Source organism: Priestia megaterium, assembly GCF_023824195.1.
GTDB classification, from domain to species: domain Bacteria; phylum Bacillota; class Bacilli; order Bacillales; family Bacillaceae_H; genus Priestia; species Priestia megaterium_D.
The window spans coordinates 586,514-606,273 of the sequence record NZ_CP085442.1 but is presented as its reverse complement, the minus strand read 5'-3'; the positions used below and the strand labels follow the sequence as shown (position 1 = coordinate 606,273).

Below are 19,760 nucleotides of genomic sequence, written 5' to 3'. Positions count from 1 at the left end.
GATAAACGCCACGTAAACACGTGACGCAGTCGTCAAAATTTTATAGTGATAATCATCTAAATCTCTCTATCTCTCTTCTTATTATTTTACTGAACTTGCAGACAAAATTCCACTTTGCCGATATGTGAAATGCTGGATGCAACAAAAAAACTTTTCAGTAGTCAAAAGACCACCGAAAAGTTTTAGAAAAGCGAGTTATTTTCTACTTTTACATCATGATTCCACCATCTACATGCAGTGTTGTACCGTTAATATAGTTGGACTCATCAGATGCTAAATACAGATAAGCATAACCAATGTCAGAAGGCTGACCTAACCTTTGTAAAGGAATAGTGGATTTCATTTGATCAATGATTTTGTCTGGCATCGCCTTGACCATATCCGTCTCAATAAACCCGGGAGCTACAGCGTTTACATTAATTCCTTTTCGTCCCAGCTCTTTAGCCCATGTCTTTGTCATTCCTACTACGCCTGCCTTTGTCGCCGCATAGTTTGTTTGACCAACATTTCCATATACGCCAGATACCGAAGATGTGCTAATAATTTTCCCTTTACCTTGAGCAATCATATGCGGTACCACTGCTTGTGTACAGTGAAAAACGCCTGTAAGGTTTACGTTAATTACCGCTTGAAAATTTTCAACTGATAATTTGGTTAGCATTCCATCTCTGGTGATACCCGCATTGTTAATTAAAATATCTATTTTAGAGTAGCGTTTCACTACTTCTTCTACCATTGCATCTACACTGTCTCGATCCGCTACGTTCACTTGAAAGAATGCTACATCTCCGCCTTCTTCTTTTAGGTGAGCTGCTCGTTCTTCTCCCGCTTTTGCATCGTAGTCAACCATAGCGACCTTTGCACCCTCTTGTGCGAATATTCGAGAAGCTTCGAACCCTAATCCATTTGCTGCACCCGTAATAATTGCCACTTTATCTTTTAATCTCATGTCACCCGCGCTATAAGACGATTACTAACAACGATTAATCAGCAAGTCGCTTGAATCTTAGTAGCGCATTCCCCTCCTCAAAACGACGCCAAGCACGTCTTAATGATCATTCGGTGCTTTTCTAGTAATGATCCCTCTACTTACATCTTAGTAGTCAAGCTCAAAAATCATTCATATAATTTTTAAGAAAACGTTTTGAAATACATGAGGTGATAATACATGTTGAGAAAAAACATGTATATCTCTAGAAAACAAAGAGTTCATTACTTAGGTGCAACTAGGAATAGACGTCTAAGTTATTCCCAGTTTTTTCTTTTATTTTAGCATATTTTTCATAATTGATAAACAAAAAACTTGTTCATTACTGGACAGATACTCTGTATGTGCATTGTTCTACCAACCGAATAAACAGACAAATAACTTCTTTAAGAAAAATTTTAAGATCCTTTCAAAAATGCTGTTGTATCCCTATAAGAAAAGGCTTTTCTATAGTTTACAATACCCCTTTTGGCTGCATGTATAACAAAAGACTGCCTATTAAAAAGCAGTCTTTCATCACTATTTGTTATATATAAACAAACTATTTGTCATACTGTTTCATTTTAGATTTTTCATTTAATCTTCGTTCAATTTGTTTTCCAACAAGCCATAGAACAAAAATGATGACTAAAACAAGTACTGCTTTTAAAGGCTGTTTCACAAATGAAACAAAATCGGCCCCAATAAAGCTCATCATAAATATCATCACCATTTTACCGGCTAATACAGCAAGCATAAACTGAGCCATACTAACACGTGATAGCCCTGCTACTACATTAATCGCCGAAGATGGGGTAAAAGGGAAACAAAGCATAATAAACAGCGGTCCGAAACCGTGTCTTTCTACCCAAATCATAATCTTTCGAATTTGCGCATGCCGGCTGATGAAATGTAAGAACCTCGCCTGTCCATATTTTCTAAAAATCAAAAAGACAAGCAGTGATCCAACGCAGCTGCCAACCCATGAAATTAAAAAACCTAACCATAAGCCAAAAGCGGCAGCATTGGCCATTACAAACGCAAAAAGCGGCAAGATGGGGATAAACGCTTCTAAAATAGGCAACAGCAGCCCTGGAATGATTCCAAATGATTGATATTGTTTTAATAACTCGAGGACGCCGTCTAATGTCAAATAATGCTTTAATGTTTCAAAATCCATCGAATGTTCTCCTTATTTAAACAACTGTGCTACTTTTCACTTATTGTACTACTTTCCTTTACCAAACAAAAGTTTTACAGCGTTTTACCTTTCCTGTCCTTTTACGTTTGCCATACAGCCTTTATTTACACACACATATTTGGTTGAACAGCCATGCACTTTTTACTGAGACTGTTTTAAATAACGTTTAAACCAGCTTGTTAAATATTTTAGTCTCGCCGTTCGTAAATTAGGCTTACCGCTTCTAGAAAGTTCATGATTAGACTGGGGAAAACGAATAAATTCTACTTCTTTATCTTTTCTTTTCAGTGCTACATAAAGCTGTTCAGCTTGTTCAATTGGACATCTATAATCCTGTTCACTATGTAAAATTAACAGCGGTGTTTTAACGTTCTCCGCTAAACGAAGCGGCGAGTGGTTCCAAAGTTTTTCCGGATTTTCATAAATATCAGCTTTTAATTCCCATTCGGTAAAATAATAGCCAATATCACTAACGCCGTAAAAACTTGTCCAATTTGAAATAGACCGTTGCGTCACCGCTGCTTTAAACCGATTTGTACTTCCTACAATCCAGTTTGTCATAAACCCTCCGTAGCTTCCTCCTGTTACGCCAAGCTTATCTTCATTAATATAAGAGTAGCGCTTAACTGCTTCGTCGGTTACTGCCATCAAGTCCGTATAATCCATGCCTCCGTAATCCCCTCGAACCGCATCTGTAAATGCTTGACCATATCCTCTGCCGCCTCTTGGATTAGAAAAGAGGATATTGAACCCTTTTGATGCAAGTACTTGGAATTCAAGCATAAATGTATGACCATACATAAGATGCGGACCTCCGTGGATTTCTAAAATGGTTGGAGATCCATGGTTTGTGGCAGCAGCTTTTACTACCCAACTGTGGATATGTAGACCGTCCGTAGAAGTCGCGTAAAAAGATTCTGCTTCTGTGAGCTGCACATGCTTTAAAAATGAGTCATTAACGTTTGTCAGCTTCACTAATTCCTCTGTTTTTAAATTTAGAGAATAAAGATCTCCAGGATGTGTAAATGTACTGATTGCTACGATAGCTTCCTCACAATTGGGAAGAACAGATACCCCATATACGTGAGCATTATCCATAAGTACAGGGTCTAACTTTCCATTCACATTTCCTTTATATATGCCTACAGAACCCTTTTCACTTACGACAAAATAAAATTCTTCATTACTGCTCCACATAACTCCCGCTGCGGTTCTTCCAAAGTGAAAATCTCCTGCTACCATATCTCCTACTTCTAAGTCTATGCCAGCAGTGACACAAGCTGTTTTTTGGTTAGAGATCTGATAAATGTATATGTCATTCATTGAAGCTGATCCGTATGTACGTTCATTTCCAATGTAAGCTATGTATGACCCATCCGGTGACCACGAAACTTGATGAAAATATCCTGTTTCTGCTGTAATAGATGTTAATTTTTTAGTATCACGATGCAAAATAAACACGTCCATGGTTAACGATAAATCCGGATTCTCTCCTCGGCTGCTGCAAAATACAATTGAGTTTGCATTAGGGGCCCAGCATCCTACAGAGTGATGATAAGGTCCATCCGTTAAAAACGTCACTTCTTTATTTTTAAGTTTAACGACAGCAACTTGAGTATATTCACCTTTTAAATAACCGCTAACATCGGATTTATACAGTAAACGTTCCACTTCATATGGCTGGGGATGTTCATGATTTTGTTCAACTCTTACAGCTTTTTCTTCTACTTTTGTGGAAAACATAATTTCGTCACTATAAGGAGACCACACCGGATTACTAACGCCTTTTTCAAGATCTGTGAGTGCTTCTGCTTCCCCGCCTGTCGCTGCTAATAGGTGGAGCTGGACCGCTTGACTGCGATCGGATAAAAAAGCAATCCACTTGCCGTCAGGGGACCAGGCGGGAGAATGATTATTTCCTTTATAGTACGTTAATTGCTTTGTTTTTTTCGTTTCAAGATCTAACATAAACAGCTGCGTTTCATACGCGTTCTCTATTTTCTTCGTTTCTCGAACCGTATAAACTACACTTTTTCCATCTGGAGAAATCTGAGGATTATAAACAGACTTCAATTCATACAAATCCTCTATCGTTACCGTACGCTTTTTTAAATGATTCAATTTCTTCGCCCCCAAGCATTCATTTTTAAACCAAATAGTCAATCGATAAAAACGAAAGTAGCGTTTCCCTCTTACTTTACCATTTCTAAAAATAAAAATCTAAAAATTTAGAAAATTAGTTGTTTTTTCTTCTTTTAATCTATATAATAATAAAAAGGGTGCAGAGGTGATGAGGTATGAACAATGAAAAATCGTACACGGAAATGATGAAGTCCCTCGCTCGCAAGAAAAAAGTAATTGATACTGTGAGTATGTTGGATGTTTATATCGAAATGGTAATTGATGAATCGCTTTTTAAGCGTCAAAAAGAACTGTTAGAAACAAACATTAACACGGCATTAGATCAACGTGATGAAATTGCTTTTTATGAGCTATCAGCACAGTACCAATCCCTGCTTCAAACATCTACTTAATATTTTAAGAACTTAATTCATGTTAATGATTTATATGTACGTTTAACAGGCAGATACTTTCTTCTCAGGAAGAACAGCTGTCTGTTAAATCGTGTTTACTACATAAAAAAAGATTCTTACATCTGTAAGAATCTTTTTTGTTAGGATTTTTCCTATGAGTGGAAGTAACCAACCGTTCCACTCATAGATTTTTTATTATTTATGTGCCTGAAACTGCTCTTCTTCCGTTGAACCTTTTAAAGCTGTTGTAGAGGAAGTCCCACCAGAAACTACTTGCGCCACTTCATCAAAATAACCCGTGCCTACTTCACGCTGATGTCTTGTAGCTGTATATCCATTTATTTCACTAGCAAACTCTCTTTCTTGTAACTCTGAATAAGCTGCCATTCCTCTTGTTTTATATCCTCGCGCCAGCTCAAACATGCTGTGATTTAAAGCGTGGAAGCCAGCAAGCGTAACGAATTGAAATTTGTAGCCCATTTTCGCAATTTCTCTTTGGAATTTTTCAATCGTTTTCTTATCTAATTTTTTCTTCCAGTTGAAAGATGGTGAACAGTTATAAGCAAGCATTTTACCTGGGAATTTTTCATGAATAGCATCTGCAAATTTTTGTGCTTGTTCTAAGTTTGGTTCAGAGGTCTCGCACCATACTAGATCAGCATATGGCGCATATGCTAAGCCACGAGCAATAGCTTGATCGATTCCGGCTCTCGTGCGATAAAAACCTTCAGCGGTGCGTTCACCCGTAATAAACTGGCGATCTACAGGATCAACATCACTTGTAATTAAATCAGCGGCATCAGCATCGGTACGAGCAATTAGAAGTGTTGGAACACCCATTACATCAGCAGCTAAACGAGCAGCAATTAAATTTTTCACAGCCGTCTGAGTTGGAAGCAGTACCTTGCCGCCGAGATGACCACACTTTTTCTCAGAGGATAATTGATCTTCAAAGTGTACGGCAGATGCTCCCGACTCAATCATTCCTTTCATTAATTCAAATACGTTTAACTGCCCTCCAAACCCTGCTTCTGCATCTGCTACAATTGGAGCAAAATAATCGATATTCCCTTCTCCTTCTAAATGCTGAATTTGATCAGCACGCTGCAGCGCCTGATTGATTCGTTTCACAACATGCGGCACGCTGTTTGCTGGATATAGACTTTGATCAGGATACATATTTCCTGAAAGGTTTGCATCTGCAGCTACTTGCCATCCGCTGAGGTAAATTGCTTTTAACCCTGCTTTTACCTGTTGTACCGCTTGATTTCCTGTTAAAGCTCCTAATGCATGCACGTATGGCTCTGTTTTTAATAAGTTCCAGAACTTTTCGGCCCCTCTTCTAGCAAGCGTATGTTCAATATCAATGGATCCTCTCAGTCCAATGACTTTTTCTGCAGAATATGGACGTTCAATTCCTTTCCAACGCTCATCGCTTTTCCAGTGCTCTTCAAGGTTTTTTACACGAATGTCTTTCATTCTTTATACCCCCTAATGAATTTAAAATTCTATATTCATAAAAATATAAAACGCAGCAGTGAGAATATGTCTGTTTCATGATGAAGTAAATTAGCAGTTTGCCATAATATTAGTAAGAACGTAGATGAAATAAGTAAATAGTTGAAGGACATGTAGTAAGACTTCGCTGAGGTGAATATACGTTGAGAATTTCGACTGCTATCTTTTCAATCACAAATAACTATTCCTCCCTATTGTTATAAAACAGTTTTTATTTTACATACGTTATTATATAACAGTACTTCCGAAAATGAAACCTCCTTTTAGAATTTTTTTCCTACTCGCAAGGAGGCTTTTCTACTAATACCTACGTATAAAAGGCTTCATTTATCCTTTACTTTTTCTTATATCACTTATTCATTTCTTTCATACTTCTCAACAAATGAAATTCTTTCCAGTATTGTTGGGTGACCATATCGGAAAATTTTCACTAAATACGGCGGATTCACCTGGGAAAGTCCTGATTTTGTTAAGTCCTGAAACGTTTTAATAGCAGCTTGTTTATCTCCTGTTAGGTCCATGGCGTACGTGTCAGATTGAAGTTCATGATGACGCGACTGCATATTTGTTAACGGACTTACAGCAAATGTGAGCACAGAAAAAATAAGTAGAATAAGCGGTAATGAATTTAAATCACTAAGAGAAGTGATTTTTAATGCTTTCCCCCATCTCTTAATCACAAAGCTAGCTAAATGTTTCGTTAGCCATAAACCTACAATCGATAAAACTAAAGCTGAAGCAATCCCCACATAAATATGTTTCTTCACATAATGACCCATTTCGTGCGCCATGATAAACAAAATTTCACGTTCCGTCAATTTATTAAGAGTAGTATCCCATAACACAATTCTTGAATTAGAACCTATTCCCGTTACATACGCATTGAGAGAGTTCGTTTTTTCAGACATGTTTACTTCATATACATGCTTAGCAGGTATATGAGCTTCGTCTGCTAAATGCAAAATTTTCGTCTCCAGCTCTTTATTCTTTAATGGATAAAAATCGTTATATAACGGATCGATAACCACTGGTTGAATAAACGTCAAAAATAGCGTAAATGGAATAGATACTAGCCACGCATACAGCCACCATCTTTTTGAAAACTTACGAATGAATGTATATAACACAGCAATCACTAAAAACATCGTGGCATAGTTCACCCAAAAATCTGTAAAAAGATCTTTCATCCATCCTTGGAAAGGTTGCGTCGTAATATGGTAAGCCGTTGAAAGCTTATAGCTAATCCAGTCCATAGGAAAAGAATAGATCAGCAGCAGAACAGATAACCAAAATACATAAATAGCAGTTTGGAGAAGACTGAAACGGCTGACGTCTTTAGACCACTTATTAACTTTCTTAGACACACCTAACACTAAAATTAAAATAAACCCTAGCCACTCATATGGAATTCGGATAAAAAAGAGTGCATCTCTAATTTTTGAATATTTTTCGGTTAACATAAGTTCTCGTGCATTCATAAACGTAGCCGGGTCTACGCTGGTGCCTTTTAATGATTGTGGAATAGAGGTATCGCTTATATAGAATAAATACACCCAAATACACGCTCCATACACAAGAAAAACTCCGATGGACCACCAAACAATTTTTTTCACGCATTCCCCTCCTTTTGTACAAACAGTATGCTGTTATTACTATTGTAGGTTTTTTTTCGAAATTTAGAACAAGCGTTTATAGATGTGCTACAAGAAATGCAATTTGGCGCGAGGAAATCATAGAAAAACGAAAAATAGAGTTTAGACAAAAGAATAAACTCTGTTTACAAACAAAAAAAGCAGTTTGCATATGCAAACTGCTTTTAAGATGACCCGTACGGGATTCGAACCCGTGTTACCGCCGTGAAAGGGCGGTGTCTTAACCGCTTGACCAACGGGCCAGTATGGCTCCACAGGTAGGACTCGAACCTACGACCGATCGGTTAACAGCCGATAGCTCTACCACTGAGCTACTGTGGAATATGGTGGGCCTAAGTGGACTCGAACCACCGACCTCACGCTTATCAGGCGTGCGCTCTAACCAGCTGAGCTATAGGCCCTTCATTTGGAGCGGGTGATGAGAATCGAACTCACGACATCAGCTTGGAAGGCTGAGGTTTTACCACTAAACTACACCCGCGTTACTTAAGATGGGGCGACTGATGGGAATCGAACCCACGAATGCCGGAACCACAATCCGGTGCGTTAACCACTTCGCCACAATCGCCGTCTTAAAATGGTGGCTCGGGACGGAATCGAACCGCCGACACAAGGATTTTCAGTCCTTTGCTCTACCAACTGAGCTACCGAGCCAAACAAAATGGCGGTCCCGACGGGAATCGAACCCGCGATCTCCTGCGTGACAGGCAGGCATGTTAACCGCTACACCACGGGACCACTTTGGTTGCGGGGACAGGATTTGAACCTGCGACCTTCGGGTTATGAGCCCGACGAGCTACCGAACTGCTCCACCCCGCGATGATATGAATATGATATAAATAAATGGCGGAGGAAGAGGGATTCGAACCCCCGCGGGCTTTAACACCCCTGTCGGTTTTCAAGACCGATCCCTTCAGCCGGACTTGGGTATTCCTCCGTATATTTATGACAAATGTAACTTATATGGTAGCGGCGGAGGGAGTCGAACCCACGACCTCACGGGTATGAACCGTACGCTCTAGCCAGCTGAGCTACACCGCCATATTATTCGTTACAATTATTCAGTTTAATTGGTGGAGCCTAGCGGGATCGAACCGCTGACCTCCTGCGTGCAAGGCAGGCGCTCTCCCAGCTGAGCTAAGGCCCCATAAATGGTCGGGAAGACAGGATTCGAACCTGCGACCCCTTGGTCCCAAACCAAGTGCTCTACCAAGCTGAGCTACTTCCCGTTTATGGCGCGCCCGAGAGGAGTCGAACCCCTAACCTTTTGATCCGTAGTCAAACGCTCTATCCAATTGAGCTACGGGCGCTTTATATGGAGCGGAAGACGAGGTTCGAACTCGCGACCCCCACCTTGGCAAGGTGGTGTTCTACCACTGAACTACTTCCGCTTATTAAAATGAGCCATGAAGGACTCGAACCTTCGACCCTCTGATTAAAAGTCAGATGCTCTACCAACTGAGCTAATGGCTCTCTATGGCTGGGCTAGCTGGATTCGAACCAACGCATGACGGAATCAAAATCCGTTGCCTTACCGCTTGGCGATAGCCCAATAAAAATGGTGGAGGGGGGCAGATTCGAACTGCCGAACCCGAAGGAGCGGATTTACAGTCCGCCGCGTTTAGCCACTTCGCTACCCCTCCGATATAAATGGTGCCGGCAAGAGGACTTGAACCCCCAACCTACTGATTACAAGTCAGTTGCTCTACCAGTTGAGCTACACCGGCACGGTGGTGGAGGATGACGGGATCGAACCGCCGACCCCCTGCTTGTAAGGCAGGTGCTCTCCCAGCTGAGCTAATCCTCCACGTATCATACAGAATATTCATTGTATATAAGATTTTTATAAATGAGCCAAATAAAAAACCCCTAGACTCTTTTATAAGAGCATAAAAAGGGGTCTTATTCATTGCCTGGCAACGTCCTACTCTCACAGGGACAAAGTCCCAACTACCATTGGCGCTAAAGAGCTTAACTTCCGTGTTCGGTATGGGAACGGGTGTGACCTCTTCGCTATCGCCACCAGACAAGAGATTGCTCTCTCAAAACTAGATAACAGTTTGCTGAGTAAAGCTTACGCTTTTAAAGTTTGGTTAAGTCCTCGATCGATTAGTATCAGTCAGCTACACATGTCGCCACGCTTCCACCTCTGACCTATCAACCTGATCATCTTTCAGGGATCTTACTAGCTTGCGCTATGGGAAATCTCATCTTGAGGGGGGCTTCATGCTTAGATGCTTTCAGCACTTATCCCGTCCACACATAGCTACCCAGCGATGCCTTTGGCAAGACAACTGGTACACCAGCGGTGTGTCCATCCCGGTCCTCTCGTACTAAGGACAGCTCCTCTCAAATTTCCTACGCCCACGACGGATAGGGACCGAACTGTCTCACGACGTTCTGAACCCAGCTCGCGTACCGCTTTAATGGGCGAACAGCCCAACCCTTGGGACCGACTACAGCCCCAGGATGCGATGAGCCGACATCGAGGTGCCAAACCTCCCCGTCGATGTGGACTCTTGGGGGAGATAAGCCTGTTATCCCCGGGGTAGCTTTTATCCGTTGAGCGATGGCCCTTCCATGCGGAACCACCGGATCACTAAGCCCGACTTTCGTCCCTGCTCGACTTGTAGGTCTCGCAGTCAAGCTCCCTTGTGCCTTTACACTCTACGAATGATTTCCAACCATTCTGAGGGAACCTTTGGGCGCCTCCGTTACATTTTAGGAGGCGACCGCCCCAGTCAAACTGCCCACCTGACACTGTCTCCCGGCCCGATCAGGGCCGCGGGTTAGAATTTCAATACAGCCAGGGTAGTATCCCACCGACGCCTCCACCGAAGCTAGCGCTCCGGCTTCTCAGGCTCCTACCTATCCTGTACAAGCTGTACCAAAATTCAATATCAGGCTACAGTAAAGCTCCACGGGGTCTTTCCGTCCTGTCGCGGGTAACCTGCATCTTCACAGGTACTATAATTTCACCGAGTCTCTCGTTGAGACAGTGCCCAGATCGTTACGCCTTTCGTGCGGGTCGGAACTTACCCGACAAGGAATTTCGCTACCTTAGGACCGTTATAGTTACGGCCGCCGTTTACTGGGGCTTCGATTCAGAGCTTCTCCCAAAGGATAACCCCTCCTCTTAACCTTCCAGCACCGGGCAGGCGTCAGCCCCTATACTTCGCCTTGCGGCTTCGCAGAGACCTGTGTTTTGCTAAACAGTCGCCTGGGCCTATTCACTGCGGCTCTCTCGGGCTATACACCCTACCAGAGCACCCCTTCTCCCGAAGTTACGGGGTCATTTTGCCGAGTTCCTTAACGAGAGTTCTCTCGATCACCTTAGGATTCTCTCCTCGCCTACCTGTGTCGGTTTGCGGTACGGGCACCTCCCGCCTCGCTAGAGGCTTTTCTTGGCAGTGTGGAATCAGGAACTTCGGTACTATAATTCCCTCGTCATCACAGCTCAGCCTTTATGATGAGCGGATTTGCCTACTCATCAGCCTAACTGCTTGAACGCGCATATCCAGCAGCGCGCTTACCCTATCCTACTGCGTCCCCCCATTACTCAAACGGCGGGGAGGTGGTACAGGAATATCAACCTGTTGGCCATCGCCTACGCTTTTCAGCCTCGGCTTAGGTCCCGACTAACCCTGAGCGGACGAGCCTTCCTCAGGAAACCTTAGGCATTCGGTGGACAAGATTCTCACTTGTCTTTCGCTACTCATACCGGCATTCTCACTTCTAAGCGCTCCACCAGTCCTTACGGTCTGACTTCACAGCACTTAGAACGCTCTCCTACCACTGACATCAAAGATGTCAATCCACAGCTTCGGTGATACGTTTAGCCCCGGTACATTTTCGGCGCAGAGTCACTCGACCAGTGAGCTATTACGCACTCTTTAAATGGTGGCTGCTTCTAAGCCAACATCCTGGTTGTCTAAGCAACTCCACATCCTTTTCCACTTAACGTATACTTGGGGACCTTAGCTGGTGGTCTGGGCTGTTTCCCTTTTGACTACGGATCTTATCACTCGCAGTCTGACTCCCATGGATAAGTCTTTGGCATTCGGAGTTTGACTGAATTCGGTAACCCGTTGGGGCCCCTAGTCCAATCAGTGCTCTACCTCCAAGACTCTTACAACATGAGGCTAGCCCTAAAGCTATTTCGGAGAGAACCAGCTATCTCCAGGTTCGATTGGAATTTCTCCGCTACCCACACCTCATCCCCGCACTTTTCAACGTGCGTGGGTTCGGGCCTCCATTCAGTGTTACCTGAACTTCACCCTGGACATGGGTAGATCACCTGGTTTCGGGTCTACAACCACATACTAAACGCCCTATTCAGACTCGCTTTCGCTACGGCTCCGCCTTATCAGCTTAACCTTGCATGGGATCGTAACTCGCCGGTTCATTCTACAAAAGGCACGCCATCACCCGTTAACGGGCTCTGACTACTTGTAGGCACACGGTTTCAGGATCTCTTTCACTCCCCTTCCGGGGTGCTTTTCACCTTTCCCTCACGGTACTGGTTCACTATCGGTCACTAGGTAGTATTTAGCCTTGGGAGATGGTCCTCCCAGCTTCCGACGGAATTTCACGTGTTCCGCCGTACTCAGGATCCACTCAAGAGGGAACGAAGTTTCAACTACAGGGTTGTTACCTTCTTCGACGGACCTTTCCAGGTCGCTTCATTTACTTCGTTCCTTTGTAACTCCGTATAGAGTGTCCTACAACCCCAAGAGGCAAGCCTCTTGGTTTGGGCTAATTCCGTTTCGCTCGCCGCTACTCAGGAAATCGCATTTGCTTTCTCTTCCTCCGGGTACTTAGATGTTTCAGTTCCCCGGGTCTGCCTTCAATATCCTATGTATTCAGATAAAGATACTGTTCCATTACGAACAGTGGGTTTCCCCATTCGGAAATCTCCGGATCAAAGCTCACTTACAGCTCCCCGAAGCATATCGGTGTTAGTCCCGTCCTTCATCGGCTCCTAGTGCCAAGGCATTCACCGTGCGCCCTTTCTAACTTAACCATTAGCGAATAAATGGTACAACATAATGTTGTGTTATTTATTGGTTTGATTAAAGAAAAGTTTCACTTTTCCTCAGCAATTACTGTTATCTAGTTTTCAAAGAACAAAACAACTGACTTCAATCACATCATGATGAACATCACTGTGATATCTACGTGCAGTTTTGCGCCGAGTAATCGCAGGCGCAATTATTAATGAGAGATTGAACTCTCAAAACTGAACAAAGTGTCAAAACGTACGTCTTATAAAAATCCTTAGAAAGGAGGTGATCCAGCCGCACCTTCCGATACGGCTACCTTGTTACGACTTCACCCCAATCATCTGTCCCACCTTAGGCGGCTAGCTCCTTACGGTTACTCCACCGACTTCGGGTGTTACAAACTCTCGTGGTGTGACGGGCGGTGTGTACAAGGCCCGGGAACGTATTCACCGCGGCATGCTGATCCGCGATTACTAGCGATTCCAGCTTCATGTAGGCGAGTTGCAGCCTACAATCCGAACTGAGAATGGTTTTATGGGATTGGCTTGACCTCGCGGTCTTGCAGCCCTTTGTACCATCCATTGTAGCACGTGTGTAGCCCAGGTCATAAGGGGCATGATGATTTGACGTCATCCCCACCTTCCTCCGGTTTGTCACCGGCAGTCACCTTAGAGTGCCCAACTAAATGCTGGCAACTAAGATCAAGGGTTGCGCTCGTTGCGGGACTTAACCCAACATCTCACGACACGAGCTGACGACAACCATGCACCACCTGTCACTCTGTCCCCCGAAGGGGAACGCTCTATCTCTAGAGTTGTCAGAGGATGTCAAGACCTGGTAAGGTTCTTCGCGTTGCTTCGAATTAAACCACATGCTCCACCGCTTGTGCGGGCCCCGTCAATTCCTTTGAGTTTCAGTCTTGCGACCGTACTCCCCAGGCGGAGTGCTTAATGCGTTAGCTGCAGCACTAAAGGGCGGAAACCCTCTAACACTTAGCACTCATCGTTTACGGCGTGGACTACCAGGGTATCTAATCCTGTTTGCTCCCCACGCTTTCGCGCCTCAGCGTCAGTTACAGACCAAAAAGCCGCCTTCGCCACTGGTGTTCCTCCACATCTCTACGCATTTCACCGCTACACGTGGAATTCCGCTTTTCTCTTCTGCACTCAAGTTCCCCAGTTTCCAATGACCCTCCACGGTTGAGCCGTGGGCTTTCACATCAGACTTAAGAAACCGCCTGCGCGCGCTTTACGCCCAATAATTCCGGATAACGCTTGCCACCTACGTATTACCGCGGCTGCTGGCACGTAGTTAGCCGTGGCTTTCTGGTTAGGTACCGTCAAGGTACGAGCAGTTACTCTCGTACTTGTTCTTCCCTAACAACAGAGTTTTACGACCCGAAAGCCTTCATCACTCACGCGGCGTTGCTCCGTCAGACTTTCGTCCATTGCGGAAGATTCCCTACTGCTGCCTCCCGTAGGAGTCTGGGCCGTGTCTCAGTCCCAGTGTGGCCGATCACCCTCTCAGGTCGGCTATGCATCGTTGCCTTGGTGAGCCGTTACCTCACCAACTAGCTAATGCACCGCGGGCCCATCTGTAAGTGATAGCCGAAACCATCTTTCAATCATCTCCCATGAAGGAGAAGATCCTATCCGGTATTAGCTTCGGTTTCCCGAAGTTATCCCAGTCTTACAGGCAGGTTGCCCACGTGTTACTCACCCGTCCGCCGCTAACGTCATAGAAGCAAGCTTCTAATCAGTTCGCTCGACTTGCATGTATTAGGCACGCCGCCAGCGTTCATCCTGAGCCAGGATCAAACTCTCCGAAGAAATGTTTGACTTGCTCAATTTAAAAATAAAAATTAACGTTGACGTTTGTCGCTTTGTTCAGTTTTCAAAGTTCAACCGCCGCTCTTAAGCGACTTTATCATCTTATCAAGTTATCAACGTAATGTCAACAACTTTTTAAAATTCTTTTTTTAGCTTCGTTGTTAACGGTATGTCTCAACGACGCTTTATAATAATAAAATATATTTTAACTAAAGTCAACGGTTTTTAAAGAAAAAATTAAAAACTTTTATTTATAGATTTGAACAATGACTACTTCACCGTATTATAGTAAATATTATAGGCAAAAGCCAGCTGTAATTTTGCCTTCTTTGTTCCTGCGCTTTTACATATTCTTTTTTATTATTCTTATTAGAAGAAACTAAAAAAGAGCTGTCCATTAGACAGCCCTTTCTTATTTCCCTTTAAAACTAGGTCTTCTCTTCTCAGCAAATGCTTGAAGCGCCTCTAGACGATCTTCTGTCGGAATCGTTAACTCATATGCTTTTCGTTCAATTTGCAAACCAGTCTGCAAATCTGCCTTCATTCCTTCTTTAATAGCAAATTTTGCTTGCTGAAGTGCAATTGGCCCATTTTTCAATAAAAGAGAGATAAAAATATCTATTGTTTCTTCTATTTCATATCCGGGAGCCACCTTCGTTACTAGACCACATTCTTTCGCTTCTGATGCTGAGAGACGCTGAGCTGTTAAAATTAGTTCCATTGCTTTTGCTTCCCCAACTAACCGAGGGAGACGCTGTGTTCCTCCTGCGCCTGGTATAATCGCTAAGCTTGTTTCCGTTAAACCCATAAGCGCTTCGGTTGAAGCAATCCGGAAATCACATGCTAAAGCCAGCTCCATTCCTCCTCCAAATGCATATCCATTGATGATTGCTATCGTTGGCTGAGGAAGCTGCTCTATCTTCGAAAACACTTCTCCTATTTTGTAAATATTGCGCTTTACCTCTTGATCAGAGAGGGTTTTACGTTCTTTTAAATCGGCACCTACACTAAAAGACTTTTCACCTGCCCCTTTAAACGTCACAACTCGAATATCTTTTTGAATACGAATTCCTTCAATTACTTCTTCCAATTCTTTAAGCATATCGTAATTAAAAGCATTCATCGCTTCCGGACGGTTCAGTATCACATGGGCGACGTGTCCCTTTATTTCATAAGAAATAGATGACATCCTTTTACCACCTCCAACTTGGAATCGCTTTCATTTTATCGCTCCTGAGATACTTGTTGCTTCAGTGCACGCCTTAAAATTTTTCCCGTTGTATTTTTAGGAAGTTCTTTTAAAAATTCAATTTCACTTGGCACTTTATATTTAGCAAGGTGCTCTTTGCAGTAGGCAATAAGCTTCTCTTCTGTTATCTCTTGATTATTGCAAACCACGTAACACTTAACACATTCACCTAAAGAAGGATCAGGGACTCCGATAACAGCCACTTCTACAATATCTGGATGCGCATATAGCACTTCTTCTACTTCGCGAGGATAAACATTATATCCTCCTACAATAATTAAATCTTTTTTACGGTCAACGATATAAAAATAACCTTCCTTATCCCTTCTTGCTAAGTCACCTGTATACAGCCAACCATCTCGGAGAGCATATTCCGTGTCTTCAGAAAGCTTGTAATACCCTTTCATCACGTTAGGACCTTTGACGATAAGTTCGCCAACTTGTCCTACTTCTACTTCTTCTCCTAGTTCGTTTACCACTTTATTTTCAACATTCATAATAGATGTGCCTATAGAACCGGCTTTTCTCTCTCGGTCAATCGGATTGAAACATGTCACAGGAGAAGCCTCAGATAATCCATACCCTTCTGCTACCATTACCCCAAACTTACGTTCAAAATTGGTTAGAAGTGCCACCGGCATTGATGCCCCGCCTGATATACAAAGCCTTACCGTGTGAAAGTGCTCTTTTTTCCCTTTGTCATGCTGAAGTAAGAAATTATACATTGTGGGAACGCCGGCAAAAATAGTCGCTTGTCGATTTTGAATTAATTCAAATATAGAAGATGGACTGAATTTCGGTTCAATTAATATCGTTCCTCCATTCATTAAAGGCGCATTCAATGAAACAGTTAAACAAAATACGTGAAACATCGGCAAAGCAGCTACGACTCGGTCATTCCCATTTATACTTAAATAATCTGCTACGTCTTGAGCATTTGAATAAATATTCTTATGTGTAAGCATAGCTCCTTTTGGTTTTCCAGTCGTTCCTGACGTATACAGAATGATGGCCACATCTTCTTCTTTTAACTCCAGAAAATCATATGTAGCTTCCCCTCTGTTTACAACTTGCGAAAACGTGTGAAAATAAGAAGGTATATTTTCCACTGTATCTGTCGTTTCACATAAGATAACATGTTCCAAAAATGGAGTGTGTCCAATAATTTTCTTTAAAATAGGGAGAAGTAAATCAACCGCAATAACTGCTTTTACATCTCCATCCTGAAGCATGTAGCTAATTTCATCCGCTGTGTAAATAGGATTAATGGGTATAACAGTAGCTCCTACTCGAAGAGCACCGTACAATCCAATAACAAAATGAGGCGAGTTGCCGACAATCAAAGCGATATGATCTCCTTTTTTTACACCTAATTGCTTCAGACCATTAGCAAACTTAGATACCGATGCATCAAGATCTGCATAAGATGTTTCCTGGTCCATAAAAACATATGCCGATTTTTGTGGAAATTGCTCAGCTGTTTTATGAAGCTGTGCTGACAAATTCATCTCATAACTTCCTCCTTTTAATAACGAATGAATGAACAACCATTCATTATTAAGTCATAATAATGAAAAAATTCTTACTTCTTCTATTCTATTATAATGTTACTGCTGTTCTATTGACAAGACTCATCTGTTTAAAAAGAAAAAAAGCCTGATGTAGCAGACTTTTTTCTTAATAGATTAATTCAACAAACTTTTCTTTTGTAATATTACCAAAATAATGTGGAATATCGATGTCTTCTAAGGCTTGTTCAATAGAAGCTTTTTCATAACGAACACCTGTTAATTTTTCCTGTACTTCCTGGACATCCCCCACTCCAAAGAAATCTCCATAAATGGTGCAAGCATCGATTTTTCCTTTATTCACTTCTAAACGAACGTCAATTTGCCCCACAGGAAAGCGGTGAGAGTGCTGTAAGTTAAATTTAGGTGATTTTCCATAGTTCCAATCCCATGACTGATAGCGCTCTTTAGAAATTTGATGAATCGTTTCCCAATCTTTTTCCGTTAGTTTATATTCTGTTATATTTTCTTCTCCGTCAAAGATATACCGAAGCAGCATTTCTCTAAATTCTTCCACCGTTACTTTCTGTTCTAAAAATTCGCTGATATTCGCTACTCTATTTCGAATAGACTTAATGCCTTTGGATTCAATTTTATCTTTTTTTACTTTTAACGCTGATACGACGTTTTCAATCTCTGAATCAAAAAGAAGAGTTCCATGGCTGAACATTCTCCCTTTCGTTGAAAACTGAGCATTTCCAGAAATTTTCCGTCCTTCAGCCATTAAATCATTTCGTCCGCTTAGCTCAGCATTAACTCCTAATTTCTTTAACGCTTCCACGACCGGCTCGGTAAACTTTTTAAAATTATGAAAGCTATTTCCATCGTCTTTCGTAATAAAGCTGAAGTTTAAATTTCCTTTATCATGATAAACGGCACCGCCTCCAGATAGACGTCTCACTACATGAATTTGCTGATCTTCAACATATTTTGTATTAATCTCCTCAATGGTGTTCTGGTTTTTTCCAATAATAATAGAAGGTTCATTAATATAAAACAGCAGATATGTCTCATTAATGTCTAGATGCTTGAGCGCATACTCTTCAATTGCTAAGTTAATTCGGGGATCATAATTTTTTTGATTATCAATAAATAACATTCATTTTCCTCCTTGTTATTCCCATACATATCCTGATTCAGCTAACGTAAGCGTACCTCTATAATGAGCAGCGGCTTCCTCTACTAGCTGTTGATGTTCTCCATAGTGCGGAAGGTGAGTAAGCATGAGGTGTTTGACACTTGCCTTTGAAGCAAGTGTACCGGCTTCTGTACTTGTCATGTGTCCAGCGCCTCTTCCATCTTGATTGGCATAAAAATTACATTCACAAATAAGAAGATCTGCTTCTTCTGAGAAGGAAACAAACTCTTCTAAATAACTAGAGTCCGCTGTGTACACGACAGTTTGATTGCCGGCGCTTATTCTCATGGCATAACAAACGACTGGATGTTTCGTTTTCATAAATTCGATGGTAAAAGGCCCAACTTCAAGTTTTTGACTCGGATCATACTCTACCCCTTTAGTAATTCCTTTATGAGTAAGTTTGTTGAAGCTTTCCTGATCATATGTATGTCCGTAAATAGAAAGTTCCTTAACAGCGTTCCCTAGATGAGTCTGAATGAGGCGAGCATATTGAAATACTCCGACATCAGCGACGTGATCATGATGATAATGAGATAAAATCATAGCATCTATTTCTTCTGGCTTTGCATACTTTTGCAGCTGAGCCAATGCACCGCTTCCACAATCAACAAGCAGCTGAAATCCATCGTGCTCCACTAAATAGCTAGAAGTAGCTTCTGAAACCGCGGGATATCCTCCCCAAAAACCAATAATAGTTACTTTCATTTCAATCACCCTTTCGTACTATTTTTATTACGTTCAGTATACCCTACTTTTTTTTGAAAACTAACTGAAAGGCACTCGTTTCGGCCATTTTATCGAAATAACTCATTGTTATATAACAAATAACCACTTAGAATAGCAAAATAGGCTAAATTGTTATAAAACATAATTGACATTTTATCATCTGTTATAATACAATATTAGTAACAAAAACAACGGAGGGGATTTAAAATGTTAGAAAAAATGACTGAATTTTTCAAAAGATTACCCAATAAAAAGTGCGTAGAATGCGGAAACGACATCGAGGAACAGCATGAGTGCTACGGAAACAAATGCGATCACTGTCTAGATATCATGAAATAAAAAAAGCTGAAACTGTTTTATAACAGTTTCAGC

Annotated in this window: 11 protein-coding genes, 19 tRNA genes and 3 rRNA genes; 2 read left to right on the top strand and 31 right to left on the bottom strand. The window is 42.0% G+C overall.

What is annotated here, in order from left to right:
- Positions 1-208: 208 nt before the first annotated feature.
- From fabG to LIS78_RS03265, 3 genes are all read right to left on the bottom strand, one after another.
- Complete coding sequence (gene fabG, locus LIS78_RS03275) at positions 209-949, bottom strand: 3-oxoacyl-ACP reductase FabG (protein WP_195781230.1); 741 nt, start codon at positions 947-949, stop codon at positions 209-211.
- Positions 950-1,529: 580 nt separating this feature from the next.
- The gene (locus LIS78_RS03270) at positions 1,530-2,147 is read right to left on the bottom strand and encodes a TVP38/TMEM64 family protein (RefSeq protein WP_195781231.1); all 618 of its coding nucleotides are present in this window, start codon (positions 2,145-2,147) and stop codon (positions 1,530-1,532) included.
- Between the two features lie 162 nt (positions 2,148-2,309).
- A complete protein-coding gene (locus LIS78_RS03265; RefSeq protein ID WP_252284636.1) occupies positions 2,310-4,289 on the bottom strand; it encodes a S9 family peptidase in 1,980 nt (659 codons plus the stop codon).
- A 176-nt stretch (positions 4,290-4,465) separates the two neighbouring features.
- On the opposite strand from LIS78_RS03265, the gene LIS78_RS03260 reads away from it, so the two are divergent.
- Positions 4,466-4,702 carry an IDEAL domain-containing protein gene (locus tag LIS78_RS03260; protein ID WP_013055344.1) on the top strand — a complete coding sequence of 79 codons (237 nt, stop codon included), beginning with the start codon at positions 4,466-4,468 and terminating at the stop codon, positions 4,700-4,702.
- A 195-nt stretch (positions 4,703-4,897) separates the two neighbouring features.
- Here the strand turns inward: LIS78_RS03260 and aceA are convergent, their stop codons facing one another.
- The 28 genes from aceA to LIS78_RS03120 all read right to left on the bottom strand — a co-directional run bounded on the left by aceA (position 4,898) and on the right by LIS78_RS03120 (position 19,367).
- A complete protein-coding gene (gene aceA, locus LIS78_RS03255; protein WP_252284635.1) occupies positions 4,898-6,181 on the bottom strand; it encodes an isocitrate lyase in 1,284 nt (427 codons plus the stop codon).
- A 392-nt stretch (positions 6,182-6,573) separates the two neighbouring features.
- The gene (locus tag LIS78_RS03250; RefSeq protein ID WP_252284634.1) at positions 6,574-7,833 is read right to left on the bottom strand and encodes a M48 family metallopeptidase; all 1,260 of its coding nucleotides are present in this window, start codon (positions 7,831-7,833) and stop codon (positions 6,574-6,576) included.
- Positions 7,834-8,042: 209 nt separating this feature from the next.
- Positions 8,043-8,114: transfer RNA gene (locus tag LIS78_RS03245), tRNA-Glu, on the bottom strand.
- A 4-nt stretch (positions 8,115-8,118) separates the two neighbouring features.
- A tRNA-Asn gene (locus LIS78_RS03240) sits at positions 8,119-8,193 on the bottom strand.
- A 3-nt stretch (positions 8,194-8,196) separates the two neighbouring features.
- Positions 8,197-8,273, bottom strand: a tRNA-Ile gene (locus LIS78_RS03235).
- Positions 8,274-8,279: 6 nt separating this feature from the next.
- Positions 8,280-8,353 (bottom strand) — tRNA-Gly (locus LIS78_RS03230).
- An 11-nt stretch (positions 8,354-8,364) separates the two neighbouring features.
- Positions 8,365-8,440: transfer RNA gene (locus tag LIS78_RS03225), tRNA-His, on the bottom strand.
- Positions 8,441-8,450: 10 nt separating this feature from the next.
- Positions 8,451-8,526, bottom strand: a tRNA-Phe gene (locus tag LIS78_RS03220).
- Positions 8,527-8,534: 8 nt separating this feature from the next.
- Positions 8,535-8,610, bottom strand: a tRNA-Asp gene (locus LIS78_RS03215).
- Between the two features lie 4 nt (positions 8,611-8,614).
- Positions 8,615-8,691: transfer RNA gene (locus LIS78_RS03210), tRNA-Met, on the bottom strand.
- Between the two features lie 25 nt (positions 8,692-8,716).
- Positions 8,717-8,809: transfer RNA gene (locus tag LIS78_RS03205), tRNA-Ser, on the bottom strand.
- Between the two features lie 27 nt (positions 8,810-8,836).
- Positions 8,837-8,913 (bottom strand) — tRNA-Met (locus LIS78_RS03200).
- A gap of 30 nt (positions 8,914-8,943) precedes the next feature.
- Positions 8,944-9,019 (bottom strand) — tRNA-Ala (locus LIS78_RS03195).
- A gap of 5 nt (positions 9,020-9,024) precedes the next feature.
- Positions 9,025-9,101, bottom strand: a tRNA-Pro gene (locus LIS78_RS03190).
- A gap of 4 nt (positions 9,102-9,105) precedes the next feature.
- A tRNA-Arg gene (locus LIS78_RS03185) sits at positions 9,106-9,182 on the bottom strand.
- Positions 9,183-9,188: 6 nt separating this feature from the next.
- Positions 9,189-9,263, bottom strand: a tRNA-Gly gene (locus LIS78_RS03180).
- Between the two features lie 9 nt (positions 9,264-9,272).
- Positions 9,273-9,345, bottom strand: a tRNA-Lys gene (locus LIS78_RS03175).
- Between the two features lie 4 nt (positions 9,346-9,349).
- A tRNA-Gln gene (locus tag LIS78_RS03170) sits at positions 9,350-9,424 on the bottom strand.
- 7 nt (positions 9,425-9,431) lie between these two features.
- Positions 9,432-9,515 (bottom strand) — tRNA-Tyr (locus LIS78_RS03165).
- An 8-nt stretch (positions 9,516-9,523) separates the two neighbouring features.
- Positions 9,524-9,599, bottom strand: a tRNA-Thr gene (locus LIS78_RS03160).
- 4 nt (positions 9,600-9,603) lie between these two features.
- Positions 9,604-9,679 (bottom strand) — tRNA-Val (locus LIS78_RS03155).
- 104 nt (positions 9,680-9,783) lie between these two features.
- Positions 9,784-9,899: ribosomal RNA gene (rrf, locus tag LIS78_RS03150) — 5S ribosomal RNA — on the bottom strand.
- A gap of 62 nt (positions 9,900-9,961) precedes the next feature.
- A 23S ribosomal RNA gene (locus LIS78_RS03145) occupies positions 9,962-12,895 on the bottom strand.
- Positions 12,896-13,153: 258 nt separating this feature from the next.
- Positions 13,154-14,704, bottom strand: a 16S ribosomal RNA gene (locus tag LIS78_RS03140).
- Together the 16S, 23S and 5S rRNA genes with 19 tRNA genes alongside form the textbook arrangement of a ribosomal RNA operon.
- A 412-nt stretch (positions 14,705-15,116) precedes the next feature.
- Positions 15,117-15,893, bottom strand: coding sequence for an enoyl-CoA hydratase-related protein (locus tag LIS78_RS03135; protein WP_209150940.1), 777 nt, complete (start codon positions 15,891-15,893; stop codon positions 15,117-15,119).
- A gap of 35 nt (positions 15,894-15,928) precedes the next feature.
- Positions 15,929-17,461, bottom strand: a complete 1,533-nt coding sequence (locus LIS78_RS03130) for a fatty acid--CoA ligase family protein (RefSeq protein ID WP_252284633.1) — start codon at positions 17,459-17,461, stop codon at positions 15,929-15,931.
- 169 nt (positions 17,462-17,630) lie between these two features.
- A complete protein-coding gene (gene lplA / locus LIS78_RS03125; protein ID WP_252284632.1) occupies positions 17,631-18,620 on the bottom strand; it encodes a lipoate--protein ligase in 990 nt (329 codons plus the stop codon).
- Between the two features lie 15 nt (positions 18,621-18,635).
- Complete coding sequence (locus LIS78_RS03120; RefSeq protein WP_252284631.1) at positions 18,636-19,367, bottom strand: MBL fold metallo-hydrolase; 732 nt, start codon at positions 19,365-19,367, stop codon at positions 18,636-18,638.
- Between the two features lie 228 nt (positions 19,368-19,595).
- Between LIS78_RS03120 and yhfH the strand changes: the two genes are divergently transcribed.
- Positions 19,596-19,727 carry a protein YhfH gene (yhfH, locus tag LIS78_RS03115; protein WP_013055337.1) on the top strand — a complete coding sequence of 44 codons (132 nt, stop codon included), beginning with the start codon at positions 19,596-19,598 and terminating at the stop codon, positions 19,725-19,727.
- Positions 19,728-19,760 lie beyond the last annotated feature (33 nt).